The organism is Bacillus sp. FSL L8-0358, from assembly GCF_038593095.1.
Taxonomy (GTDB): domain Bacteria; phylum Bacillota; class Bacilli; order Bacillales; family Bacillaceae; genus Bacillus; species Bacillus subtilis.
Window position 1 is genome coordinate 3,457,493 of the sequence record NZ_CP151962.1, and the last position, 24,765, is coordinate 3,482,257.

Here is a 24,765-nt window from a genome sequence, read left to right on the forward strand (position 1 = left end):
TACGCTATTTTTTTGCTCATTTTTTTCGAAACGCGATTAAATGTATTTCAAAAGGGTATGCATATTAATAAAGAAAGAGCCTTCTGTTTATAGAAGGCCCATGTCTTATTTATTATTGAACAACACGTCTTACATTACCATTGAAGTATTTTTTCCAGTAAGGGTTATTCATAGAATCAATTGAAACACCATGTGAAGAATTGTCGTTAAGGAACGTTCCGTTTCCTAAATAAATCCCAACGTGACCGTTTACTTTGTATGTGTCAAAGAAAACTAAGTCTCCGCGCTTCATTTCTGACGGGCTGACAGCTCTTCCTTTATTAATTAAAGTGTCAGTGCTCGTTCCGCTAACAGGTCCAAGGTTAACACCTGCAGAAGCGTATGCCCAGCGTACGAATGATGAGCAGTCAAAAATACGGTTGTTGATATCAGACTGAGTGCGTCCGCCGCCAAACTTGTACGGAGATTGTCCTACAATGCTTGAACCAACGCTGATCGCGCCTTCAATTCCGCCGGAGTTGTTGATAACAGTGCCGCCTGAATTGCTGTTTGAGCCACTGCTCTTCTTAGAAGATGAGCCGTTAGACGAGCTGTTTGATGAACCGTTAGAAGAATTGTCTGAAGAATCATCAGATGAGCTTGCTTTTGCTGATTCAGTTGTAGCCGTTTGACTGTCATCTGTTTGTGTTTCATCAGATGCTTTTTGTGCTTCTTCCTGCTTTTTGATCAAAGCAGCTGCTGCTTCTTGTTCTTTTTTGATGCGTGCTTGTTCAGCTTCAGTATTTGCTTTTTGATTTGCAAGTTCAGACGCCTCTGATTTTAATTCAGAAATCGCTTTAGCCGTTTTCTTTTGGCTTGCTTTTGCTTCGTCGAAAAGCTTGTCTTTTTCATTAAGCTGTTTATCAAGGTCTTTTTGCATTGTTTCTAATTTAGCCAATGCAGCTTGAACTTCTTTCAGCTTGTCATTCAAATCCGCTTCAGAATCTTCGAGCTTCGCTTTATCCTGCTCTTGCTGTTTGATTAAATCTTTGTCTGCGTCCACAATAGATGAAACCGCAGTCGCACGAGAGATAAAGTCACCAAAGCTTGTTGATCCTAAAAGAACATCTATGTATCCTTGAGATCCGCCGCTTTCCTGTAAAGAACGAACGCGTTTTTTCAGGATTTCATTGCGTTTTTCGATACGTGCTTCTGTTTCTTTAATCTCTTTTTTCAGTTTTTTGATTTCTTCTTTTGTTTTATCATTTTCTTCTTTTTTATCTTCGATCTTGTTGCTTGTATCAAGCGCCTTATCGTTAATGTCTTTCAGTTCTTTTTCAATCTTTGATTGATTTTCCTGAAGCTCAGTTAATTCTTTTTCCTTCGCTTCAATGCTGGAAGCAACCTCAGATTGCTTGCTTTCGATTTTTTGTTTCTTTTCATCTAATGTTTCCGCCGATGCAGTTTTACTTGTAAATGGGATCAAAAAACTGCTTGTCCCGATGACGGAAGCCAAACCAAGTGTAATTAAACTCTTTCTCACTTTTTATATCCTCCCTTTTACTGTGAACCTGTCCTCATTTGGAATCGTATTTTGAACATCAAGTTTCGTTCCTCATACTCTACGAGGAATGATGGTTGTTTATGGTTAATTATTCTGTGCATCTCTTATTCTGGTTGTATAGCGTTTATTTCACATCATATGTAAAAAACACTAATTCCTTATGTACGAGAATCATTATACCATCAAGTTTCGACAAATTAGCGATAAATTTTATTACATTTATGTTTCAAACAGATGTCAAGTCACACATCATTTGTCATTTTTCTTAAGCGTGTAAAAAAACTGTCGATATTATTTTCTTAATATAATCTATCAAACAAAAAAAGAGTCGATTAAATAAATCGACTCTTTAAAATTTACTATTCTAGAATATCATCAATATATTTCATATATTTCGTCAACGTTGCCGGAGAGATGCCGAATCGGGCCGCTGTGTCTTTTTTCGTGTCTTGCTTGCCATGGGCTTCTTTCCAAATATAACAGATGGCTGCTGCCCAGCCTTTCTCATTCTTCAACGGAGCGGCTGCACGAATTTGCTGGATGACATGGAAAACCCAGCAGCTCATGACTTCTGTTTTCATCTCTTCTTTTTCAGCTTGCTCTAATAGTTTGACCGTTTGATAGGCGAAAAGTGCATCCTCTGAAACGTCAGCAGCCGCAGAATCTCCATTTAGAAGCAGCTTTACAAACTGATTTTCAAAAGGAGCGGTGATTCTCTTTGAGCGTATCACCGCTTCAAGATGCTCCGTTTCTCCCTTTGTGCTGCTGATATAATAGGCTGCGAGACGCTGCTCCACAGATGAAGGAAGAGCTTCCCTCCGCTCTATCCAAGGCGCCGGGCGGTCTTCGCCGGGATATTGCGACTCGACTTTTCTCCAGATCGTCTCGGCAAAGTCGGTATGTCCCGTAAAATAAGCAGAGCAGGAAAGCCAGTAAAAGAAGGTGTCGTCACCTTCAAAGCCGGTTTTATATAATGATTTGAGCCATTTATATCCGATCTCGTAGCGGCCGACAAGCGCCAAAGTAGCACCCAATTTATAACGCTGCTCCATTAGCATCGGATAGACATTGGAGAGCTGATCACTCAATTCCGCCACTTTTTCATCTTCTCTTTCATAATAGTAGAAAACGAGAAGATTGCATAAGGCGTGAAGATTTCCTTCATTATGAGAAAGCACTTCATAAGCGGTTTGCTTCGCTTTTACAACGTTTCCTGAATAGAAATAGGCAAGCGCGAGATTGTTGTATGCTGACCAAAGCTCCGGATATTCAGCTGTGATTTCCTCAAGCGCCGCAACCGCTTCAGCAAGCTGGCCGCTTTCCAGCAATGACTTTGCCCGATCCTGTTTCACCAGCAGTTCATCCTGATCATACAAAGAATCCTCAATGCCGTCGTCTCCTAAATCGAGCAAATCAAGCAGACTATCGTTTTCTTCGGCGAATTCACCATCCGGGTCCGCATCAGAATAAGCGGCCGCTTCTTTATAAGCTTCCTGGAAGAGCCCCAGATGGGCAAAGTTATTCGCTTTAAAGTAATGGCACTCCGGCATTTCGGCCTCCAGATTTGCCATGATATAGTCAAGAAGATCGTTCGACTCTTGATATTGGCCCATTTCCGAATAAATGACCGCAAGCTGTGAAAGCATCTCTGAATCCTCCGGCTCCAAATGAACCGCGCGCTGAATCAGTTTGCTTGCCCGTTTTAGATTGCGCTCTTTATACGCTTTCAAGCCTTTATGAAAAAAATATTGTCCATCTTGAAGCAGCTGGACAATTTGTGCGTGATTTTTATGTTCAGAAGTGTGTTTTCCCACAACTACCCTCCGTTTTATACAATATTACCGTCAGTAGTATACCATAAATCGTAAGCCCCTCAATAGTTCAAAAGGAAGGATTGGGAAAATCCCTCCTCTTTTTTATTGGCTGATTCGACCAAAATTTACCCGGCTTTGTTTTCTAAGTCCGCATTCATTTTCAGCTGCTGTTCAGCAAAATCCCTATAAAGACCATGGGAAGCCATTAACTCATGGTGTGTTCCACGACCGGTAATTTCCCCTTTTTCAACAAACAAAAGCTGGTCCGCATCTACAACGGTAGATAATCGGTGAGCGATAACAATCGTTGTGCGGCCCTCCATCAGCACCTCCAGCGCCTGCTGAACTGATTTTTCAGATTGGCTGTCGAGACTCGAGGTCGCTTCATCGAGCATAAGAATGCTTGGGTTACGGAGAAGCGCTCTCGCAATCGCGATTCTTTGCCTTTGTCCGCCTGACAGCATAATGCCGCGTTCGCCTACTTCTGTATCAAACTGATTCGGCAGCTCCTTTATAAAATTGAGCGCATATGCCATCTCCGCGGCTTTTTCGATCTCAGCATCCGTCACATCTCGTTCTAACCCGTAGCAAATATTTTCTCTGATTGTCCCGGACATTAACGGGCTTTCCTGTGATACATACCCGATGTGCTCCCGCCACGATTCAAGCGAATAAGTATCAATCGGCTCGTCCCCCAGCCGAATGGATCCTGCAGTCGGAGAATAAAAGCGTTCAAGCAGCTTAAACAGCGTCGTTTTCCCCCCGCCGCTCGGACCGACAATCGCTGTGACTTTACCTGCTTCAATGACAGCGCTGACCTCTTTTAAGATCAGCTGATCAGGCTTATATCCAAAAGACACGCGATCAAGCTGGATAGGCAGATGCGCATTTTCAATTTGTTTTCCTGTCACTGTATCTTCCTCTTCCTCTGCCAAAATCTCAATCATTCGTTCTGTTGCACCGATTGATTTTTGCAGCTGTGTGAAAAACGTTGTAATCTGGCCCATCGGCATAATAATTTGAAATAAATATAAAATAAAAGCCACGAGCGCTCCGGCTGTGAGCTCGCCTGATGAGACCTGCATGCCGCCATATCCGATCACTGCGACAAGCGCTGCCATTAACACGAGTGAAATAAGCGGGCCGACAAGCGATTGAACCTTGGCTTCACGAACTCCAAGCTTAAATAATGAGGAAATCCCCATCTTCCCGCGCCCATATTCGACATCCTCCGCATTTGAAGCCTTGACGAGTCTGATTTCCGGGAGAATTTGATTCAGCAGGCCTGTAAAACGAGCCGTTTCATCTTGCGTTTCCCGTGAGATAGAAAACATCTTGCGGCCAATTGGCATCAAGATAAGAGCGGCCAGCGGAACGACCACTAACACAAGCAGTGTCAGCTTCCAGTTCATAATAAACAAGATTGTCAATGATCCAATGACAGAAATGATGCCTGTAATAAACCCGCTGATATGGGTTGTAATCAGTTCTTTGACCACCATCGTATCATTCGTTACACGGCTGACTGTTTCCCCGGAAGCATTTGTGTCGAAATAAGAGACAGGGAGCTTAATTAATTTCTTCCATAATAAATCCCGCAGCCCGGAGATGATTTTTTGTCCATTATAGTTAAGCGCATAGGTGGCATAAGCGCTTAAACCGGCCTGAACGAAAAACACAAGCGCGATCAACCCGATTTGCATGCCTGACAGATTTGACATAGAAAAACCATCGACAAGCTGCTTCGTTAATAATGGAATGAGCAGGCTGACCAGCGTGGTTACAACACTGAGAGCAAGCGCAAATGCGAGCTTTCCATAGGAAGGATTGGTCCGTCTTACTAATGCAAAAAAAGGTTTCAATTTACTTTTAGATTTTTGTTTCTGGGTTGGCATATATTTTTCCTCCTGTTTCAGCGTTCAGAAAGGTGAAATGTATAGCAAAAGGATGATTTTTACTCTTTCTCAATCATATCAATGGAGAAAGACTTTTTCAGTATATTTTTGCCGTGATCAAAATAAAAATCTCCCACTCATTGTTTGAATAGGAGATTTTTATGTTAGACATCTTTCACAGGCTTCTTTTTTCTGTAAGTCAATGTTACATCCTGCTGTCGCAGGTCTTCAATTATCATTTTGTACCGATCAACTTTTGCTTTATGTTCTTCTTTTATCATCTCAAGGGCGGCTTTTCGTTTTTCGCTTTTAGACTCAAGCTCTTTTTTTATTTTTTTTACAATCAATCCTTTTTGCCCTTTGATTTCCTCTTTTAATGAAGACTCAAATTTCTTTGTCAGGCTGAGAAAGTCGTTGATCGGTTGATTGAGGGTGCCCGCTTTCCCCTTCATTTCATCTTGGGTAAGAAACATATAGGTCGTTGATACAATTTCTGTTTCACTTTCTGAAAATAAGGAAGTCACTCTTCATATTCCTCCTAAGGCTGAAAATCAAATAACTGAGAAATCATTTCTTCTTTTTCAAACAGCTTTTCAATACTCTCGCGGATATTTTTGATAAAATCTCTTTTTTCTGTTGTCTGTTTTTTTAATTCAGCAACAATCCCATCATTAGCAGGAAGCGCACCTGTGTGGAATGATTCATGAACTGAGATTTTCTCCAATTTATCGAATGTGTGGCTGAAACCAGCTGCAAGCCGGAATTGAAGATCGAAGGCATAATGCGAAGGGTTTTCTTCCATATGATGAATAGCCGTGATGATCGCCTGCTTTTTGTCTATGAAGTCTTCATCGATTTCCTGACTGTAAACCTTCTGGTACTTAGAAATCGCATCTTCCATATCTTCAACGATTTTCATACCGTTTTGATAGATTCTGACAGCGGATGAGAGATTGACTTGAATCGTTTCTCCCGAGCCGCTCTTCCCTGTAAAATAAATATCGGAGCCTTTATAGCTGAAGCCTTTTTCCTTTGACAAGGCGTTGAGCATTTGAACGATGCTGTGGCCGTCGACGATAAGTTTTAGTGCGTCTTTTGTTTCTGTGTCGAGTGTTTTCAATGAGGACAGAATTGATTTTACGTAGTCCACTATTTCACCAACGTCTTTTAAAGCTTGCATAAATTGGCCATGTTTTAGATGGTCTATGAAATGTTCGTACCGTGATTCGATGCCTCGCATACTCGCATTAATATTCGTTAATTCTTTTTTGATGACTTTCTTTTGCGTTTCATCAATATAACCATTTTCAGCTAACTGATCTACGACCGGTCCGCTGTTTCTCAACAAGGTATGAAGAAAACCTAAAAACGACGGCAGTTCCTCTTTTATTCGGCCATACATTTGCTTAACATCATCAAAATGCTCATATAGGACACTTACTTTCTTTAAAGCGCCGTCTGTGTTTTTCACTTTTTCAATCAGGTCTATGTCTATCCCGCTGGCTGCCTTTATAAAACCGTTCAAGCCGTCTTTTTCATAGTCATCCTTATATTTTTGAAGGAATTTTTGAATTGACCTCACATCTTCGTCAGGAATCCCATCCATAATGTTTCGGATGCCTTTTACACTTGTATTTGTATCTGCCATCTTCACATCACCGAATGTAATGAAATCGGCCTTGCCGCTCGCTCCGTACAACGGGTCGTCTTTTGAGATGCGTTGGGTGATGTTTGCTGTTACGCCTTTGTCTTCATAATATTTTTGGATTTCTTTTTTTAGCTTATCTGGTGGGATATCATTTATATCTTTTAAGCGTCTAATATGAAATTTATGCATTAGCCTATCTCTCAAATTCAAATCAGTTGCTAGCAGGTGGTCAACGCTTATTTGAGCTCCGTTAACCCCATAAACCTCATCAAATTCTCCGTCAATTAATTGAACCATCACCTGATTATTATTTGCCAGTGAGTGGCCCATAGCAAAGGTCTTTAAATCATGAGAATTCTCTGTTTCTCTTTTGGCATTTCTTACAAACTCTTTTGTCGCTTGGTACTGGCTGTCATCTATCCCTAAAAAGAGACCAAAGAAATTGTATGACCAGTCTTCGTTATCAGCACTCCCCTCTGAAATAATATGAAGTTGATTAACGTGTTGTTTATCATCCTTAATATAAATAGCTGTACCATCATATCCGGACTCTCTTATTGATGTATCTATTTTCGAATTTTTTTTAATAAGTTCATTAGATGTGTATATTTCCAGATTTTTTGGAAGATCTCGATGTGTTTCTTCTTTGTATATTCGACGCACCTCGACTTCAAAATCTGTTTTAGCTCTCTTTATTTCACTTTCAATATTAGAAGCAAATTTTTCTTTATAATCGTACTCCAAGTCAATTAAACGCAGCTTTACATTTTCATTTTCAAATATATTCTTATTTTCCATTTTCTCTATTTCTCCTTTTTAACTTTTAAAAAGGTAATAGAATCAATTATTTTTCGAACTTTTTTTTCTGCTTCTTCTTTCTTTAATGAACAAACCTCTTTACCCTTATAGCAAGAAAAACGAAAAGAATACTCTATTCCTAAATATTCCTCTTTTTTAGATTTAACATAACCAAAAAATCTATAAGAAAAATTATTCTTTTCATCCACATCATCAAAACTGCTTTTCTTTTGAGCAGAATATACAATTTTATCAGATAGCTCTCTTTCTTCGTATTTTCCTTTATAGCTATTTCTGCCGCTTACAATGTCAAGCATTGTATCCTTGTCATTCGCAAAACTTTTTTCTTGATGATAATCTAATTGCCCGTCATATTGAATGTTAGTTTTTTTATTGAAACTATCAAATACTATTGTTTCCTCATTTTCACCTTTACTTGAAAGATCAGGTACATACTCCCCATCCTCCGGAAACAACATCCTAAACCCTTTCAGCTTAGATTCAAGCAAATAATACCCTGGCTCCTCTTCTTTCGTTGACACCATGTACTCTCTCGTTTTTTCATCTAGAAACGCCGGAACTTGCGGCAGGTCTTTTGGATCCATGTCTTTTGGTTTTACGGCTTCTGTTTTATTGTCATTTGTGGTGTTTTTATCATTGTCTTGCATACTGCATCCTCCTGTCAGGGCAAGTAATAAGCTAAAGCAAATACATATGATCTTTTTCATTACGAACCTCCACGGGTTTTGTGAGAATAGAATTCTATTTTCATACCGAAAATAATCCTATTGACCTGGTTAATACGTGATTATTTTATCCTTTTCTATGTTACATCATGGTGGAATTTGGATAAATAGGAAATCCGACTTGGTTTTGATCTCCTTTCACTAACAAATCAAGCAAAACACCACAAACACATCAAAATACCTATTTCTTTTTTCATAAAATCGTTTATCATACGGCTCTTACTTAACCTCTTCATCTTTATAGTAGGTGAATCGAAACGAATACTCTATTTCCCTTAATTCTCTATAAGAAAAACTATTCTTTCCCTCTATATCATCAAAAGCCTTTTTCTTTGAGCAGATATCTCTCTTTCTTCGTATTTTCCTTTACATATCGCCAAAGGTAGTAGAGTTTATTATTTTTTTAACTTTTTCTTCATTGTCTTTCGGGTTTTGTTCACATGTATTTGCATTGGCGGAGCAGCTAAACATAAAAGAATATTCCATCCCTAAATAATCTTGTTTTTTCGATTTTATATAACCAAGGAAGATATAAGATGGTGTCTCTTCTTTGTCAAAGTTTTCTTGTCTTGAGGCAAAGTAAATATCTTTATCCTTCGTTTCTAATTTCTCAAAATCACCTTTGTATTCATTTTTACCGCTAATAATATCCAACATATTCTCCGGTTCGTTTATAAACGATTCATTTTGATAAAACTTAACTGAAGCATTCATTACTATATTCGTTTTTTTATTAAAACTATCAAAAAATAGTGACTCGTTTGTCTTTGAAGTTTCTGAGTCGGAATACTCCGCATCCTCCGGAAACAACATCCTAAATCCTTTCAGCTTAGACTCAAGCAAATAATACCCTGGCTCCTCTTCTTTCGTTGACACCATGTACTCTCTCGTCTTCTCATCTTGAAACGCCGGAACTTGCGGCAGGTCTTTTGGATCCATTTCTTTTGGTTTTAAGGCTTCTGTTTTATTGTCTTTTGTGTTGTTTTTTTCATTGTTGTTCATACTGCATCCTCCTGTCAGGGCAAGTAATAAGCAGAAGCAAAGCAAGATGATTTTTTTCATGACGAACCTCCACGGGTTTTCGGCTAATTTGCCTAAATCATTTTTGACCTTAATTACAAAGTGATTTTTAGCCTTAATATTTTTGTATTCATTTTATTTCTCCTGTTTGTTGTAAAAAGGTGATCGATTTTACGTGTTTTTTAACCTGGTCTCCTAAATGATCTTTATCTAACGTACAAGACTTTCTATTATTTGGACATCTAAACATAAACGAAAATACGATACCTGCTTGTTTTTTCTCGGGTGAGTTAATATAACCGAAATATCTGTATGAAAAGTTGTATTTGTTTTTATCGTTTTGAAAATGATTTTTCTTATGAGCAATATAAATATCTTTGTCTGCGTGCTCTAGCTTTTCAAAATTGCCATTATAACCATTTTCATTCCTTACTTGCTCTAACATTGTCTCAGGATTATTAATAAAAGATGTTCCTTGGTAATACTCTATTTGTGCATTTAACATTTTATTTTTTGTTTTATCATAACTATCAAATGCGATAATTTCTTCATTTTCATCACGAATAGACAAATATTTCGAATATTTTGCATCCTCCGGAAACAACATCCTAAACCCTTTCAGCCTAGACTCCAGCAAATAATACCCCGGCTCCTCTTCCTTCGTTGACACCATGTACTCTCTCGTCTTCTCATCTTGAAATGCCGGAACTTGCGGCAGGTCTTTTGGATCCATATCTTTTGGTTTTAAGGCTTCTGTGTTATTGTCTTTTGTGTTGTTTTTTTCATTGGTGTTCATACTGCATCCGCCTGTCAGAGTAAGTAATAAGCAGAAGCAAAGCAAGATGATTTTTTTCATGACAAACCTCCACGCGTTTAACTGATAGATTGTTACAACATGATTATTTAGTTCTATCCGTATTACAATATAGAATCATACTGAAAAAAGACCGCCGCGTTCTATCGGCAGTCTTGACCAGACATGATTGTTACTCTTTTTTCGAATAAAATACTCTGGATATAAACAGGCCAATGACTCCTAACAAGATGAATAAGACCGCTCTCCAAACAATATCAATCGAAGCAGAATCTATTAAAATTATTTTGGCAAGTGTAATGAATAAAAAGATCAGCCCAATTCGGTTCCATGTCTTGTCTTTGGTTGCGTAATAAACAGCATACATCACAATGACAAATATAAACCATGACAGGGATACTCCTACGTTTACTGATACGCCGTCAATCCTATTCGACATCCATATGGATAATTTGCTGAAGAATACAAGCAGCAGCAATGAAACAGCGGACGAAACAACAGTTGTGACTTGTTTATAATGTATTTTCTTCGAATACAGATAGCCGCCAAAAAGTGAGCTGATCAGCAGCAGCCAAGAGACAATGCTGAGAACGTGTAATGAACGTGCCGGGTATTGTATGAGGCCGCAGGCTGCCTGTAATAATACAATCACTCCAGCAATGCCGATCAACCAGCTTTTTTTGCGGTATGACACGTAACACATCATGATTCCTTGTAAGGTGAATATGATGTACAGCAAGATCACATTTTCAGATAATGCATCCGCTGCCAATACATTAAAATAAATCATAGAAATGAGAAAAAACGTATGTTTGATTTCGGCAAATTCTTTACTTTTCCATAAGCTTAACAACAGGTAAAACACAAATGCAGCAGTATAAAAGACGTATAAGGCTGTATCGTTTTTCATGTACAGGACAACCCCTGTGATGAAAACGACAAAAGCTCCGATTGTAACAGCTGTAAGATAGACAGCTTTTTTAAATTGGCTGTTCGATCGTAAGGCTGATAGAATCGTAATCGCCTGCTGTAGGATAAATACAGCAAGTGTCCAACCCGTCACCTGCGCATCTGTAAATGATAAGAAAGCAAAAATCGCTAATATGAAAGCATAGTTTGCTATATTCCATGCTACGCTGTACTTTTGTTTAACTGTCTCATATATTAAGCCTGCGAAAACCAATGACTCATATACATAAAAGATGTATTCATTTCCTTGTTTCCCGCCAAATAAAAAAGGATACAAGTAAACACCTGCGACGATAATCGCAATCAGTGTTTGTGATCGGTATTTCCTTGATATGTACACACCGCCCGCAACGCCTGCAGCAAGAAGGATCATTGTAAGCGGCGTCGGTATAATCTGGTACAGCATGTTACCCGCAAACAAAGAAACAATATAGACAATATTACTGCCCGCCAATAATGAACTGCCCAATACACTGGCATTTTTCTTATGTGACCTGCTACCGAGAACATATAGCACAATAGAGACAATAAGTCCTGCCCCTACCCTCATATATGCGTTGATCCAGCCTTTTTCTGCAGCTGCCACAAATGCCCAAATCATACCAAGAAGAAAAACAAAAATAAAGATCTTCGGAAGCCAATTTCCCGCCATGTTTTCTAAAGTACGGTTCTCTTTTCGCGGAGCCGGCGTCTTTTGTGGAACTTCGGTTTCCTTGTTGACTTTTGGGTGCTCATCCGTTTTGACTACTGTTTGTTCTTTCTTGCCAGCAGCGAGATATGCGATCTCCCTTTTGACACTTTCCAGTTCTTGTTCTAAACGTCCAACTCTTTTGTTCAGTTCATCAATTTTTTCGTTCACCATTCTCTCCTCATTTTTCGAATAATAGCAGCCGCTTTTTCATACTATGTCTTTTCCTCACTATCCTGACCGGTTTGTATAAAATAATCCTAAAGACCTGATATCCATTTGAGATTTTCATTCTAAGTCATGTTACATCATGGGAAATTTTTGTTAAATAGGAAATTCGATTGGTTTTTTTATTTCTTCTATTAGGACAAGACAAATGGTTCAGCTGAAACAAATACATAAAAAAGGAGCTGACATATGAGCAGCTCCAATCCTTTTATTTCTCAGAATGGCGTTTTTTCAATACGTCAAGCACATCATCCAGCGGCAAGGCTTGTTCTCTGAGCAGGACAAGCAGGTGATACAGCAGGTCTGCCGCTTCCCATTTGAGTTCCTCGCGGTCCCGATTTTTCGCGGCGATGATGACTTCGGATGCTTCTTCTCCGACTTTTTTCAAAATCTTATCGACGCCTTCACGGAAAAGGTAAGTGGTGTAAGCTCCTTCAGGCATCTCCGCTTGGCGTTCCGCGATCACGCGTTCCAGTTCGTTCATGATGCCGAATCGGCCTGCGGTCTGTTCTTCTGTTTGTTCCTTCATAAAACAGCTGTAGCTGCCAGTGTGGCATGCCGGGCCGGACGGCTCTACAAGTAAAATCAATGCGTCCTGGTCGCAGTCATACCGGATACCTTTGACGGCTTGCGTGTTCCCTGAGGTTTCTCCTTTATGCCATAACGCTTGGCGTGAGCGGCTGTAAAACCATGTTTCCTTCGTTTCCAGCGTTTTTTCGTACGATTCCTTGTTCATATACGCAAGTGTCAGCACTTCTTTGCTTGCCGCATCCTGCACGATGGCAGGAATTAATCCCTCCTCGTTAAAACGCAGTTCATCTGCCTGTTTCATCTCACATTCACCCCGTATTCTTTCAAGTATGATTTCACTTCTTTAATCGATGTTTCTTTATAATGAAAAATTGAGGCGGCCAGCGCGGCGTCGGCTTCTCCTTTTGTAAAAGCCTCAAGCATATGCTGTGCGTTTCCCGCGCCTCCCGAAGCGATAACAGGGACGGGGACAGCTTCGGAAACAAGCTTTGTCAGCCTGTGGTCGAAGCCTTTTTTCTCACCATCAGAGTCCATGCTTGTCAGCAATATTTCTCCTGCACCGCGTTTGACGCCTTCTTTTGCCCACGCGGTGACCTCCCAATCTGTTTTCTTTCTGCCGCCGTGCGTATAGACCTTATATGTGTCAGATTCTTTGTCATACTTGGCATCAATGGCAAGGACGATGCATTGAGAACCGAAAAACTCGGCTCCTTCTGCAATCAGCTCAGGGCGAAGAACAGCTGCCGTGTTCACCGACACTTTGTCAGCTCCGGCACGCAGTATCGTTTTCATATCGCTGAGCTGATTGATGCCGCCGCCGACTGTAAACGGAATCGCAAGCTTCGCGGCAACCTGCTCCACAACGTCAACCATCGTCTTTCGTCCTTCATGCGAGGCGGAGATATCAAGAAAAACAAGTTCATCCGCACCTTCTCGGTCGTACACTTCGGCGAGTTCAACTGGGTCACCGGCATCCTTCAATTCGAGAAATTGAATTCCTTTGACAACGCGTCCTTCTTTGACATCAAGGCATGGAATAATCCGTTTTGTGATCATTTGCGCTTCACCCTTTCAAGCGCCTCACACAGCGTAAACTGATTGGTATACAGCGCTTTTCCGATGATCGCTCCAGAGACGCCGTCCGTCTCATAGCGGGCGAGGGCTTCGAGATCCGTGACGGAGCTGACTCCGCCTGAAGCGATCACTGATTTCCCCGTTTCCTTCGCAAGCTCGACCGTGCTTTTAACATTGGGGCCTGACAGCATTCCGTCTGTCGCGATGTCAGTAAAAATAAAGACTTCCGCACCTTCATTGGCTAGCTCTTTGCCCAGTTCAGTTGCCTTAAGGGTTGATGTTTCCAGCCATCCCTCTGTTGAAACAAAACCGTTTCTCGCATCCAGTCCGATTGCAATTTTCTCGCCATATTGTTTCAGCATTTTTTTGACAAACGGAGGGTTAGAAACTGCTGAGCTTCCCAGGATCACCCGATCGACTCCTGCTGATAAATATTCATAGACGTCTTTTTCGGAACGGATCCCGCCGCCGATTTCGACTTTCAGGTTCAGCTTTTGCGCAATCTCAATCACATGGCGGTCATTCACTCTTTTCCCTTCTTTGGCTCCGTCGAGATCAACGAGATGGATCCATTCGGCACCCTCTTTCGCAAATAACGCAGCCATGTCGTACGGTGAATCGCCATATATCGTTTCCTTATTATAATCCCCTTGAACAAGGCGGACACATTTGCCGTTTCTCATATCAATTGCCGGATATAATGTAAAAGCACTCATTTTTTCACCTTCTGTTCTGCTGCCATTTTCGTAAATTGGGTTAAAATAGACATTCCGACCGTGCTGCTTTTTTCCGGATGAAATTGGGCGCCGAAGACGTTTCTTTTTCCGACTACAGCAGGCACTCGCACACCATAATCGGCGCTTGCCAGAAGCGCATTCTCCTCCATCCCATCAATGTAATAAGAATGAACGAAGTAAGCGTAGCCTTGTTCTGTTTCAGACAGCAGCGGAGATTCATTATGAAAGGAAAGACGATTCCAGCCCATATGCGGAACCTTCAGCTTGTTTCCTTTTTCATCTTCTGCTTTTAGCCTGACTGCTTTACCTTTTAGCAGCCCGAGCCCTGAAGCGGTGCCGTTTTCTTCGCTTTCTTCAAATAAAAGCTGCATGCCAAGGCAGATCCCGAGAAGCAGCCTTCCCTCTGAGACCATATCGTGAATCAATTGATCAAGCTTCGTGTGGCGCAAATTGTCCATCGCGTCTCCAAATGAACCGACTCCCGGCAAAATGAAGGCATCAGCTTCTTTCAGCTCCTCCGGCTTTTCAGAAACAAAATACGGTACGCCGACACGCTCAAGCGCCTTTGAGACACTGTATAAATTGCCCATTCCGTAATCTATCACGCCGATCATTTACAGCATCCCTTTCGTTGACGGTATTCCTTTAACACGCGGATCGATCGTTGCCGCTTCATCAAGCGCGCGTCCCAGCGCTTTAAAAACGGCTTCAATCATGTGGTGGGTATTTGTGCCATAATGAACGATGACGTGCAGGTTCATTCGAGCTTCTAGCGCCAGCTTCCACAAAAATTCATGTACAAGCTCCGTATCAAAAGTTCCGACTTTAGCAGCCGGGAAATCAGCGCGCATTTCTAAGTGCGGCCGGTTGCTTAAATCAATCACAACTTGAGCAAGTGCCTCATCCATCGGTACAAACGCCGATCCGTAGCGTTTGATTCCCTTTTTATCACCCAAGGCTTCGAGCAGCGCCTGCCCTAAGCAGATGCCGATGTCTTCGGTCGTGTGGTGATCATCTATATCAACATCGCCCTTTGCGTTAATCGAAAGATCGAATTGCCCGTGTTTCGTGAATAAATCCAACATATGTGTCATAAACGGCACATCTGTTTTGATATCCGCTTGTCCCCCGCCGTCTATTGTAAATGCCAGCTCAATATCTGTTTCGTTTGTTTTCCTGACGCGTTCCGCTTTTCTCATTTAGAAATCCTCCGTTCTCTCGCTTCAATTGATCTGGCATGGGCTTCTAACCCTTCCAGTCTGGCAAAAGCCGCGATGCTTTCGGCATGTTCTTCAAAGGCTGATTGACTGTAAGAAATAATGCTCGATTTCTTTTGAAAATCTGTTACGTTTAATGGACTTGAAAATCTGGCTGTTCCGTTTGTCGGAAGCACATGGTTCGGTCCGGCAAAATAATCACCGACAGGCTCGGGACTGTATCTGCCTAAGAAAATGGCACCCGCATGTTTGATACTCCCAAGCAAAGCTTCCGGAGACTGTGTGATGATTTCTAAATGCTCTGGCGCGAGTGTATTGACAGTATTAATCGCTTCCACCATTGTTTCCGCCACATATATACAACCGTAATCTCTCACTGAAGCTTCCGCTATTTCTCTACGCGGCAAGGTTTTCAGCTGCTTACTTACCTCGGCTGAAACCGCCTCGGCCAGCGCCATGGAATCTGTGACAAACACACATGAGCTGAGCTTATCGTGTTCCGCCTGTGACAGCAGATCGGCTGCAATTTCGCTCGGAATCGCTGTTTCATCAGCCAGCACGACGATTTCACTAGGTCCGGCAATCATATCGATATCGACATCGCCGAACACTTCTCGTTTGGCAAGCGCGACATAAATGTTGCCCGGACCCGTGATTTTATCGACCGGCTCAATGGTTTCTGTTCCGTATGCTAACGCTGCAATCGCCTGAGCGCCGCCCATTTTGTAAATGTCTTTTATGCCCAGCTCGGCTGCAGCAACCAAAACTCCAGGAGACAGCAGACCGTCTTTTCCCGGAGGCGTGACGAGAACGATTCTTTCAACGCCCGCTACAAGCGCCGGAATCACATTCATCAAAACAGATGAAGGATATGCGGCCGTTCCCCCCGGCACATATACACCGGCGGAATCCAGCGCCGTCACTTTCTGCCCCAGCATTGTGCCGTCCTTTCTGTGATAAAACCAGGAGGATTGCAGCTGTCTTTCGTGATATTCCCTAATATTTTCGATTGCCTGCCTAATCACCTGAAGAAGACGTGAATCCAGTGAGGTGTATGCCTCCTCAAATTCTTCTTTTGTGACCAGCGGGCTGTCTATTTCGATGCCGTCAAATTTCGCCGTGTAGCTGCGAACCGCCTGATCACCGTTTGCTTTAACATCTTCAATAATGGACCGGACCGTCTTTCTTTGCTCTTCCGTTCCGGCATCGATGGAACGCTTGAGAGAAAGCCGTTCCGTTCCGCTGATGGTTTTGATCTTCATTTTGCCGTCTCTCCTTCCACAACGAGAGATAGGCGGGATGCCATTTCGTCAATCACATCGTCTTTCATGCGATAGCTAACCGGGTTGACAATAAAGCGAGAGGTAATGTCACAAATGTGCTCCGTTTCAACAAGCCCATTTTCTTTCAGCGTCTGTCCTGTGGAAACAATGTCCACTATCCGATCTGCAAGCCCAATGAGCGGAGCCAGTTCAATTGAACCGTTGAGCTTAATGATCTCGACTTGTTCTCCCTGCTCTCTGAAATAACTGGAAGCCACATTTGGATACTTTGTCGCGATTCTTGGCGCTACGCCGCTCCAGTCTGTATTCGGAAGTCCGGCGACAGCTAAGTGGCATTTGCTGATTTTTAAATCCAGTACCTCATACACATCGCGTTCCTCCTCCAGCATGACATCCTTGCCCGCAATTCCGACGTCTGCCACGCCATGCTCCACATACGTGGTTACGTCCATCGGCTTCGCTAATATGAAACGGAGATTTTCCTCCGGCACATCGATGATCAGTTTTCTCGAATCTTCAAACTCCTCAGGCAGCCTGTAGCCTGCCTGCCTCAGCAGCCCTGCCGCTTCTTCAAATATCCGGCCCTTTGGCATCGCCATTGTGAGTAACTTACCCATTTTGCTCTTCCTTTCTGGCACCGATAAAATAAGTGACGTTTGCAAAAGATTTTGTCATCTGGTCGATATTTTCTATTCCCGATAAATCTTGAAGAACCACTTTGTTCCCTTTCATGCGTTCTTCATTCGCATAAGCGATGGCTTGCGCCCGCTGCTCTTTGCTGAAAATAACAGCGTCTATATCACATGGTTCTTCTTTCATATGAAGGGCTTCAATCAGCCGGTCGATCCGAAGCCCGAAGCCTGTTGCCGGTGCAGGTGAATCAAAATGGCCCAGCAGCTTGTTGTAACGGCCGCCGCTTCCAATGACAAAACCGACATTCTCGGCGTACACTTCAAATAAAATCCCTGTGTAATAGCTCATGTGGCTGACCATATTCAGATCCAGGCGGACATTTTCCGTACATCCGTAATCCTCAAGAATGTCCCACAGCGCCTTCAGCTCATCAACCACGCTTTTTCCTTGCGCAGAATCGACGATTTCTTCGGCACGTCCGCATACTTCTATACCGCCCCGCAGTTCAAGGAGCTCAAGCAGCCTGCTTTTATCAATGGAGGAAAGCGGGAGAGACTTGACATGCTCTCTGTAACCGACGTAGTTCTTTTCATATAAGAACCTCCGCAGCACATCAGCTCGTTCAACGTTCCCGAGCACCTCAACAAACAAAGCATCCGCAATGCCGGCATGGCCGATGGCAATTTTAAAGGATGCCAGCCCAGCGTTTTTCAATGCCCCGACGACTAAAGCAATGACCTCCGCATCCGCGCTCGTCGTGCCGTCACCGATTAACTCCACTCCGACCTGCTCGAACTCAGCCGGACGTCCGCCTTCACGCTCCTGAGCCCTGAATACATTTGCCGCATAGCCGACTCTTAGCGGATGACCGTGTTTCAGAAGCTTCGATGCCGCCACCCTTGCAATCGGCCCCGTCATATCCGGGCGAAGCACCAATGTCTTGCCGTCCTGATCAAGTAGCTTAAACAGCTGCTGCTCTTCAATTGCTGACTGGACGCCAACGGTATCGTAAAACTCCAGTGTCGGCGTTTCCATAAATTGATATCCCCATTTATCAATCAAATCGGTTAACGATCGTCTCACCTTTTTTTTCGTTTCGTATAAACCGGGCAGTGTATCTCTCATGCCGTGCGGTTTTTCAAACATAAACATCAACCCGAGCACCTCCGCTGTTATCTTATGAAGGAAAATTCCGAATCCTTTAGTTCGCTAATATGATAATATGTTAGCAGATGAAAGAATGAAAATCAACGCTTAACTTCAGTTAGGATTTTTTTAGTTCAAATATCCTTCTCCTCATTATGAAAAATTCATGAATAATGTATTAAAGGTACGTAATATCTCAAATTCTTTATGTTTGGCATGCTATAATACAAATCAAATAGAGAACAAGGAGATAAAGATGAAAACACTGCGAACTCTATGTGTCCTGATGATTCTTTCAGGCGTTATTTTTTTCGGACTTAAAATAGATGCAAAAGATATAGATATTCCTTTTTTGAACAGCCTTAAAAAAGTGGTTTCTGATAGCGATACAGACTCAGCTGCGAACAGCAAAAAGGAGCTGAAGGGAAGCGCAAAACCGCTGGATGTCATCCTTTACAATCAAATGGACGCACCCCGGCTCTATAACGGTTGTGAAGTAACAAGCCTTGCGATGGTGCTGAATTACGCGGGATACGACGTGACAAAAAACACCCTGGCAAATCAGGTTGCCACAGTGCCTTTGACATACAGCAGCGGATTAAAGGGTGATCCGAATGACGGATTTGTCGGGGATATGGCGAATGGCCCTGGTCTCGGTGTCTACCATCGACCGATCTATCAGCTGGCGAAAACCTATGCGGGAGACAAAGTGTCTGATCTGACTGGAAAAAGCATTTCTGCTGTTTATGAACAGCTTGAAAAAGGCAATCCAGTTTGGGTTATTACGACAGCCAACTTTACGCCAGTTGACAACATGCAGACATGGAAAACGCCAAACGGAACGATAGAAATTACGTACAGCGAACACAGCGTCGCCGTTACGGGATATGATGATAAATATGTGTATCTCAATGATCCGTATGGCTATAAAAACAGAAAAACCGATAGAACAAGCTTTGAAAAAGCGTGGAAACAAATGGGCAGCCAGGCCGTGGTTATTCAAAAGTAAACACCTGAAAGCCTCACTATGCTCTATCCTGAGCAAATACGACAATATTCATGCTTTTGGTTTCAATCGGTAAGATCGATTCATTTTCCATTTATCACCCAAAATTGTCTTTACTTTCAGGCTGTCTGTTTTTATGATTAAAGCAGATTCAGCCTTGCCCCGATCTATGTGAGAGAAGCCGGTGCAAGTCGCTGACGCTTCTCTTGCAAAAAATGAAAGATATCCGAGGAGGATTTATCATTGAAAAAATTCGTGTCTATCCTATTTATGTTCGGTTTGGTTATGGGGTTCAGCCAGTTTCAGCCATCAACCGTTTTTGCAGCAGACAAAGTGGTGCACGAAACAATTATCGTACCAAAAAATACAACATATGACGGGAAAGGACAGCGGTTTGTGGCAGGGAAAGAATTAGGCGACGGAAGCCAGTCAGAAAACCAAGACCCTGTTTTTCGTGTGGAGGATGGAGCAACCCTGAAAAATGTGGTGCTTGGTGCACCTGCCGCTGATGGCGTACACACTTATGGAAACGTTAACATTCAGAATGTGAAATGGGAAGATGTTGGTGAGGATGCGTTAACGGTGAAGAAGGAAGGAAAAGTGACGATCGACGGCGGTTCTGCTCAAAAAGCGTCAGATAAGATATTCCAAATCAATAAAGCCAGTACATTCACAGTGAAAAACTTCACGGCGGACAATGGCGGGAAGTTCATTAGACAGCTTGGCGGTTCAACCTTCCACGTTGATGTGATCATCGACAAGTGCACCATCACAAACATGAAGGAAGCGATATTCCGGACGGACAGCAAAACAAGCACGGTCAGAATGACAAATACACGCTACTCTAATGTCGGTCAAAAATGGATTGGTGTTCAGCATATTTACGAAAACAACAACACTCAATTTTAACCAAAAAAGTCCGCTGATATTATTCAGCGGACTTTTTCAATCTTTCTTGCATTTCTTCCTTCGTATAGATGATCCTCATCGGATTTCCGCCGACAAATGCCCCGTCAGGCACATCCTTATGGACAAGCGTTCCGGCGGACACAACTGCGCCATCTCCTATTTTCACCCCGGGCAGAATGGTCGTGTTGGCACCAATCATCACTTCGTCTCCGATCAGAACTTTGCCGATCCGGTATTCGTGAATCAAATACTCATGGGCCAGAATGGTCGTATTGTACCCGATGATTGTATTTGTTCCGACTGAGATCTTTTCCGGAAACATGATATCTGGCATCACCATGAGGGCAAAGGATGTCTGTTTTCCAACCTTCATCCGCAGAAATGTACGGTACAGCCAGTTTTTCATCCCTATAAACGGCGTATATCTCGCAATTTGAATGACAATGAAATTTTTGACGACCTTTAAAAAAGGTACCGTTTGATAGACATGCCACAGTGAGTTGGCCCCCGAGACCGGATGACGATCTGTTTTTCTCACAGATTACTTCACTCCAACAATTTGTAATAGATCACTCATTTTCTCAAGCATAAAATCCGGCTCATGCTTCGCCAGCATTTCCGGCCCTTTAATCGTCCATGCGACTCCTGCGGTTTTTGTTCCGGCGTTTTTGCCTGCCAGCACATCGTGGTAATTATCTCCGACCATAATGGCTTCCTCGGGCTTGCTTCCTAACTGTTTCAGCGCTAACAGCACAGGCTCGGGATCAGGCTTTGCATTCGTCACATCATCAAGGGTGACAACTGTTTCAAAGAATTCGCCGATTCCCGTGAGCTTGAGGCCCATATTGACAGTATCTCTTAATTTTGTTGTCACAATTCCTAATGTAAAGCCGGCTTTTTTTAATGCATCCAGGGTCTCATATACCGTTTCATATTCAGTCACGAGTGAATCATGCATGTCATGATTGTACGCTCTGTACATGGCGATCATATCATCGCATTTTTCAGGATCCATCGAGGAGAAAGTTTCAAAAAGAGACGGCCCGATAAATGCAAGGACATCTTCTCGTTTATACTTGCTCGGATAATAATGCTCCAGTGTATGCAAAAAGGACGCGATAATTAATTCATTCGTATTAATAAGCGTTCCGTCTAAATCAAACAGAATCGTCGTTACTTGTTTATCACTCATATTGCTTCCTTTCCAACCGCTGAGGGTTTCCATTTTTTCCACGTGTGCGCAATAGCCATTGTCAGCAGAACTGCTGTGGTGACACGAATCAAAAGAAGCGGCCAGACCGGTATGCCGAGCGGAATAAAGACAAGTGTATCTTCTACGACCGCGTGGCAGGCAACGAGAAATATAAATGCCAATGTCATATCCCGCCTGCTCACGCCGTCATCCTCAACAGCTTTGATCATAACACCCGCTCCGTAGGCCAGACCAATCGTCAGTCCCGCCACCATCGTCATAGACGTATTTTTATTCATGCCAAGCAGCTGCGTAAACGGAGACAGCCACCTGGAGAACCGAAGCAGCCAGCCTAAATCTCTTAAAAACTGGATGATGATCATCAGCGGTATGACAATTGCCGCCAGCTGCAAAACACCAAGTCCGGCTTTCGTTAAGGCTTCTGCCAGCATTGCCAGCCAGCTGTCTGGCGCCGCGCTCTTCGCAGTGATAAAACCGTACTGCGCCGTTTCCTGTCCACCATGCCAAATGAGGTTGATGACGATGGCTGACACAGCGGCCAAACCGATGCGCACCGCCAATATAACGCCAATTCTGATACCAACCTTTGCGGCAACTGTCGATTCGATAATCAAGTTATGACAGAATGAAAGCATAACAGCTAAAATAAAGACTTCTTTTACAGACAAATCCAATGTCAAAATCGCGGCAATTCCCGCATACAGATTCAGCATATTTCCCAGTACAAGCGGAATGGCCGCTTCACCAGAAAGCCCGAAGAGACCCATTACCGGTGTGATCAGCCGTACAAGCCAATCCATGACAGGGGTATGCTGAAGCAAAGTGACCAATAGCGTTACCGGGAAAATCACTTTACCGAGCGTCCATGTTGTTTGAAGACCTGCTGCAAGACCGGCCAGAAAGATCTTCTTCATCCCTCATCCCCCTTTGTTGACGTCTACTCCGCGTACCGCTCCTTCGAGTATCCCTTGACGCGTCTGAAGATGATGGCTGCCACAGCCAAAACAATCAATACGATTGAAATCACCTGAGCGATGCGAAGTGAATCAGTCAGCATTAAGCTGTCAGTCCGCATTCCTTCAATAAAGTATCTTCCGATTGAATACCAAATGATATAGATCAAGAACATCTCGCCTCTACGCAAATTCGCTCTGCGCAGCAGCAGTAAAACAATGACGCCGACAAAACTCCATAGTGATTCATATAAAAAAGTAGGATGATAATATTGCCCATTGATGTACATTTGATTGATGATAAATTCAGGCAGGTGCAGGTTTTCTAAAAAGGCTCTGCTGACAGCCTCGCCGTGCGCTTCCTGATTCATGAAGTTCCCCCAGCGGCCGATCGCCTGGCCGAGCAAAATGCTGGGCGCGGCAATATCCGCAAGCTTCCAGAACGAAAGGTTTTTCACTCTCGAAAACACATAACCCGTTAAAATGGCGCCGATTAATCCGCCATGAATGGCAATGCCGCCCTTCCAAATCTTAATGATTTCTCCCGGATGTGCCGCATAATAATCCCATTCAAAGGCAACGTAATAAATTCGTGCGCAAATAATCGCAATTGGAATGGCAAACAGGACAAGATCAATAAACGTATCTTTCTGCAGCCCCCGCTTTTCACTTTCCCTCATCGCAATCCACAGCCCGAGCAAAGCGCCGAGACCGATAATGATTCCGTACCAATGGACGGCTAACGGCCCCAGCTGAAATGCTATCGGATTGAGTGGTTCTATCGCTTCATTCATTTAACGCCAACTCCTATTCTCCTTGTTCACCGTCTTCAATGACATCCGCCAGCTTGTTGGTAAATTGTTCAGCGGCATTCAGCCCCATCCGCTTCAATCTGAAGTTCATTGCTGCCACTTCGATGATGACTGCAAGATTTCGGCCTGGACGGACGGGAATCGTCAGTTTTGTAATTTCTGTATCAATGATTTTCATGGTCTCTTCCTCAAGTCCGAGCCGGTCGTATTGCTTGCCCTGCTCCCAGAGTTCAAGATTCATGACAATCGTGATTCGTTTATTGCTTCTGACCGCGCCAGCGCCAAATAGCGTCATCACATTGATAATGCCAAGGCCCCTGATCTCAAGAAGGTGCTCAATTAATTCCGGAGCGTTTCCCACAAGAGTATCCTGATCCTCCTGCCGTATTTCAACGCAATCATCGGCAACAAGGCGATGCCCTCTTTTCACAAGCTCCAGCGCTGTTTCGCTTTTTCCGACGCCGCTTTTTCCTGTGATCAGCACGCCGACACCATATATATCGACAAGAACGCCATGAATTGCTGTGGTAGGCGCCAGCCTGCTCTCAAGGAAGTTGGTTAAACGGCTTGACAGTCTTGTCGTTTTTAGCGGCGATCTGAGGACAGGCACCCCATTTTTCTCGGAGGCGTCAATCAGCTCCTGCGGGATGGGCATATCTCTAGAAAGAATAATAGCTGGTGTTACATCAGTGCACAGAGAATCCATTCGCTGTTTTTTCTCCTCTTGAGGAAGCTGTTCAAAGAAAGAAAGCTCTGTTTTTCCGAGAAGCTGCACGCGCTCTCTCGGGTAATATGTAAAATATCCGGCAATTTCAATGCCTGGTCTTGATAGGTCACTCATTGTAATCGGGCGGTTAATTCCTTCTTCTCCGCTGATTAATTCCAAATTGAACTGTTCCATTACGTCTTTTGTGCGAACCTTTGCCACGATATGTTCCTCCTGTTCCGGGCTGCCCCGAGCTTGCTCACAATACTTTCATTTTATCACTTTCGGGCTTGAACCTAAAACAGATTTTATAAAAGGGAGGAAAACACCTCAACTGGTCTAGATCACTAGTCTGAAAAAGAGTAAAATAAAGGTATTCAAA

24 protein-coding genes are annotated in these 24,765 nt (G+C 43.0%); 2 read left to right on the plus strand and 22 right to left on the minus strand.

The genetic code is table 11. The features are described from left to right. Window positions 1–112: 112 nt before the first annotated feature. From cwlO to NYE49_RS17905, 17 genes are all read right to left on the minus strand, one after another. On the minus strand, window positions 113–1,522 hold the full coding sequence (cwlO, locus tag NYE49_RS17825) for a peptidoglycan DL-endopeptidase CwlO (protein ID WP_047183248.1): 1,410 nt from the start codon (window positions 1,520–1,522) through the stop codon (window positions 113–115). 380 nt (window positions 1,523–1,902) lie between these two features. After that, window positions 1,903–3,357, minus strand: a complete 1,455-nt coding sequence (locus NYE49_RS17830) for a tetratricopeptide repeat protein (protein ID WP_042975267.1) — start codon at window positions 3,355–3,357, stop codon at window positions 1,903–1,905. A 125-nt stretch (window positions 3,358–3,482) separates the two neighbouring features. Further along, window positions 3,483–5,252: a multidrug resistance ABC transporter ATP-binding protein/permease BmrA gene (gene bmrA / locus NYE49_RS17835; protein WP_047183249.1), complete on the minus strand. Its 1,770-nt coding sequence runs from the start codon at window positions 5,250–5,252 to the stop codon at window positions 3,483–3,485. Window positions 5,253–5,416: 164 nt separating this feature from the next. Further along, window positions 5,417–5,776: a hypothetical protein gene (locus tag NYE49_RS17840; RefSeq protein ID WP_047183250.1), complete on the minus strand. Its 360-nt coding sequence runs from the start codon at window positions 5,774–5,776 to the stop codon at window positions 5,417–5,419. A gap of 14 nt (window positions 5,777–5,790) precedes the next feature. After that, entirely contained in the window at window positions 5,791–7,698 is a 1,908-nt protein-coding gene (locus NYE49_RS17845) for a DUF6792 domain-containing protein (protein ID WP_047183251.1), read from the minus strand. A 5-nt stretch (window positions 7,699–7,703) separates the two neighbouring features. Continuing rightward, a complete protein-coding gene (locus NYE49_RS17850) occupies window positions 7,704–8,426 on the minus strand; it encodes a hypothetical protein (protein ID WP_047183252.1) in 723 nt (240 codons plus the stop codon). 384 nt (window positions 8,427–8,810) lie between these two features. Then, window positions 8,811–9,506 carry a hypothetical protein gene (locus NYE49_RS17855; RefSeq protein ID WP_047183253.1) on the minus strand — a complete coding sequence of 232 codons (696 nt, stop codon included), beginning with the start codon at window positions 9,504–9,506 and terminating at the stop codon, window positions 8,811–8,813. A gap of 88 nt (window positions 9,507–9,594) precedes the next feature. After that, on the minus strand, window positions 9,595–10,320 hold the full coding sequence (locus tag NYE49_RS17860; RefSeq protein WP_047183254.1) for a hypothetical protein: 726 nt from the start codon (window positions 10,318–10,320) through the stop codon (window positions 9,595–9,597). Between the two features lie 130 nt (window positions 10,321–10,450). Further along, on the minus strand, window positions 10,451–12,109 hold the full coding sequence (locus NYE49_RS17865; RefSeq protein ID WP_047183255.1) for a DUF2339 domain-containing protein: 1,659 nt from the start codon (window positions 12,107–12,109) through the stop codon (window positions 10,451–10,453). 262 nt (window positions 12,110–12,371) lie between these two features. Further along, window positions 12,372–12,995: a bifunctional phosphoribosyl-AMP cyclohydrolase/phosphoribosyl-ATP diphosphatase HisIE gene (hisIE, locus tag NYE49_RS17870; RefSeq protein WP_047183256.1), complete on the minus strand. Its 624-nt coding sequence runs from the start codon at window positions 12,993–12,995 to the stop codon at window positions 12,372–12,374. Beyond that, entirely contained in the window at window positions 12,992–13,750 is a 759-nt protein-coding gene (gene hisF / locus NYE49_RS17875) for an imidazole glycerol phosphate synthase subunit HisF (protein ID WP_047183257.1), read from the minus strand. Before hisF ends, hisIE begins: the two co-directional genes overlap by 4 nt. Continuing rightward, window positions 13,747–14,484, minus strand: a complete 738-nt coding sequence (gene hisA / locus NYE49_RS17880) for a 1-(5-phosphoribosyl)-5-[(5-phosphoribosylamino)methylideneamino]imidazole-4-carboxamide isomerase (RefSeq protein ID WP_047183258.1) — start codon at window positions 14,482–14,484, stop codon at window positions 13,747–13,749. Before hisA ends, hisF begins: the two co-directional genes overlap by 4 nt. Further along, window positions 14,481–15,119, minus strand: coding sequence for an imidazole glycerol phosphate synthase subunit HisH (hisH, locus tag NYE49_RS17885; RefSeq protein WP_047183259.1), 639 nt, complete (start codon window positions 15,117–15,119; stop codon window positions 14,481–14,483). Before hisH ends, hisA begins: the two co-directional genes overlap by 4 nt. Next, window positions 15,120–15,704 (minus strand): imidazoleglycerol-phosphate dehydratase HisB, encoded by a 585-nt coding sequence (gene hisB / locus NYE49_RS17890; protein WP_015483749.1) that lies wholly within the window; start codon window positions 15,702–15,704, stop codon window positions 15,120–15,122. Then, window positions 15,701–16,984, minus strand: coding sequence for a histidinol dehydrogenase (gene hisD, locus NYE49_RS17895; protein ID WP_047183260.1), 1,284 nt, complete (start codon window positions 16,982–16,984; stop codon window positions 15,701–15,703). Before hisD ends, hisB begins: the two co-directional genes overlap by 4 nt. Further along, window positions 16,981–17,622, minus strand: a complete 642-nt coding sequence (gene hisG, locus NYE49_RS17900; RefSeq protein WP_015251138.1) for an ATP phosphoribosyltransferase — start codon at window positions 17,620–17,622, stop codon at window positions 16,981–16,983. Before hisG ends, hisD begins: the two co-directional genes overlap by 4 nt. Beyond that, window positions 17,615–18,790, minus strand: a complete 1,176-nt coding sequence (locus NYE49_RS17905) for an ATP phosphoribosyltransferase regulatory subunit (protein ID WP_014481016.1) — start codon at window positions 18,788–18,790, stop codon at window positions 17,615–17,617. The genes hisG and NYE49_RS17905 overlap by 8 nt, the downstream gene beginning before the upstream one ends. A gap of 250 nt (window positions 18,791–19,040) precedes the next feature. Here NYE49_RS17905 and NYE49_RS17910 point away from each other — a divergent pair, with 250 nt between their 5' ends. Together NYE49_RS17910 and pelC are read left to right on the plus strand one after the other, a co-directional pair. Next, a complete protein-coding gene (locus tag NYE49_RS17910; RefSeq protein ID WP_015483750.1) occupies window positions 19,041–19,793 on the plus strand; it encodes a C39 family peptidase in 753 nt (250 codons plus the stop codon). 240 nt (window positions 19,794–20,033) lie between these two features. Next, entirely contained in the window at window positions 20,034–20,699 is a 666-nt protein-coding gene (gene pelC, locus NYE49_RS17915; protein WP_041518072.1) for a pectate/pectin lyase PelC, read from the plus strand. A 19-nt stretch (window positions 20,700–20,718) separates the two neighbouring features. Here the strand turns inward: pelC and hprF are convergent, their stop codons facing one another. Genes hprF through hprK form a run of 5 tightly spaced genes read right to left on the minus strand, consistent with a single transcriptional unit; the run spans window position 20,719 to window position 24,605 of the window. Beyond that, window positions 20,719–21,237, minus strand: a complete 519-nt coding sequence (gene hprF, locus NYE49_RS17920) for a heptaprenylglyceryl phosphate O-acetyltransferase (protein WP_003244270.1) — start codon at window positions 21,235–21,237, stop codon at window positions 20,719–20,721. 3 nt (window positions 21,238–21,240) lie between these two features. Beyond that, window positions 21,241–21,891: a pyrophosphatase PpaX gene (gene ppaX / locus NYE49_RS17925; protein WP_015483752.1), complete on the minus strand. Its 651-nt coding sequence runs from the start codon at window positions 21,889–21,891 to the stop codon at window positions 21,241–21,243. After that, window positions 21,888–22,826 (minus strand): nucleoside recognition domain-containing protein, encoded by a 939-nt coding sequence (locus NYE49_RS17930; protein ID WP_047183261.1) that lies wholly within the window; start codon window positions 22,824–22,826, stop codon window positions 21,888–21,890. Before NYE49_RS17930 ends, ppaX begins: the two co-directional genes overlap by 4 nt. 23 nt (window positions 22,827–22,849) lie before the next feature. Further along, complete coding sequence (gene lgt / locus NYE49_RS17935) at window positions 22,850–23,659, minus strand: prolipoprotein diacylglyceryl transferase (protein WP_003242661.1); 810 nt, start codon at window positions 23,657–23,659, stop codon at window positions 22,850–22,852. Window positions 23,660–23,672: 13 nt separating this feature from the next. After that, on the minus strand, window positions 23,673–24,605 hold the full coding sequence (hprK, locus tag NYE49_RS17940) for an HPr(Ser) kinase/phosphatase (RefSeq protein WP_047183262.1): 933 nt from the start codon (window positions 24,603–24,605) through the stop codon (window positions 23,673–23,675). Window positions 24,606–24,765 lie beyond the last annotated feature (160 nt).

What these genes read in the sequence shown, in the direction of transcription:
- bmrA (WP_047183249.1), bottom strand. Translation starts at nt 5,252, where the DNA reads ATGCCAACCCAGAAACAAAAATCTAAAAGTAAATTGAAACCTTTTTTT.
- NYE49_RS17845 (WP_047183251.1), bottom strand. Translation starts at nt 7,698, where the DNA reads ATGGAAAATAAGAATATATTTGAAAATGAAAATGTAAAGCTGCGTTTA.
- NYE49_RS17850 (WP_047183252.1), bottom strand. Translation starts at nt 8,426, where the DNA reads ATGAAAAAGATCATATGTATTTGCTTTAGCTTATTACTTGCCCTGACA.
- NYE49_RS17855 (WP_047183253.1), bottom strand. Translation starts at nt 9,506, where the DNA reads ATGAAAAAAATCATCTTGCTTTGCTTCTGCTTATTACTTGCCCTGACA.
- NYE49_RS17860 (WP_047183254.1), bottom strand. Translation starts at nt 10,320, where the DNA reads ATGAAAAAAATCATCTTGCTTTGCTTCTGCTTATTACTTACTCTGACA.
- NYE49_RS17865 (WP_047183255.1), bottom strand. Translation starts at nt 12,109, where the DNA reads ATGGTGAACGAAAAAATTGATGAACTGAACAAAAGAGTTGGACGTTTA.
- hisIE (WP_047183256.1), bottom strand. Translation starts at nt 12,995, where the DNA reads ATGAAACAGGCAGATGAACTGCGTTTTAACGAGGAGGGATTAATTCCT.
- hisF (WP_047183257.1), bottom strand. Translation starts at nt 13,750, where the DNA reads ATGATCACAAAACGGATTATTCCATGCCTTGATGTCAAAGAAGGACGC.
- hisA (WP_047183258.1), bottom strand. Translation starts at nt 14,484, where the DNA reads ATGAGTGCTTTTACATTATATCCGGCAATTGATATGAGAAACGGCAAA.
- hisH (WP_047183259.1), bottom strand. Translation starts at nt 15,119, where the DNA reads ATGATCGGCGTGATAGATTACGGAATGGGCAATTTATACAGTGTCTCA.
- hisB (WP_015483749.1), bottom strand. Translation starts at nt 15,704, where the DNA reads ATGAGAAAAGCGGAACGCGTCAGGAAAACAAACGAAACAGATATTGAG.
- hisD (WP_047183260.1), bottom strand. Translation starts at nt 16,984, where the DNA reads ATGAAGATCAAAACCATCAGCGGAACGGAACGGCTTTCTCTCAAGCGT.
- hisG (WP_015251138.1), bottom strand. Translation starts at nt 17,622, where the DNA reads ATGGGTAAGTTACTCACAATGGCGATGCCAAAGGGCCGGATATTTGAA.
- NYE49_RS17905 (WP_014481016.1), bottom strand. Translation starts at nt 18,790, where the DNA reads ATGTTTATGTTTGAAAAACCGCACGGCATGAGAGATACACTGCCCGGT.
- NYE49_RS17910 (WP_015483750.1), top strand. Translation starts at nt 19,041, where the DNA reads ATGAAAACACTGCGAACTCTATGTGTCCTGATGATTCTTTCAGGCGTT.
- ppaX (WP_015483752.1), bottom strand. Translation starts at nt 21,891, where the DNA reads ATGAGTGATAAACAAGTAACGACGATTCTGTTTGATTTAGACGGAACG.
- NYE49_RS17930 (WP_047183261.1), bottom strand. Translation starts at nt 22,826, where the DNA reads ATGAAGAAGATCTTTCTGGCCGGTCTTGCAGCAGGTCTTCAAACAACA.
- lgt (WP_003242661.1), bottom strand. Translation starts at nt 23,659, where the DNA reads ATGAATGAAGCGATAGAACCACTCAATCCGATAGCATTTCAGCTGGGG.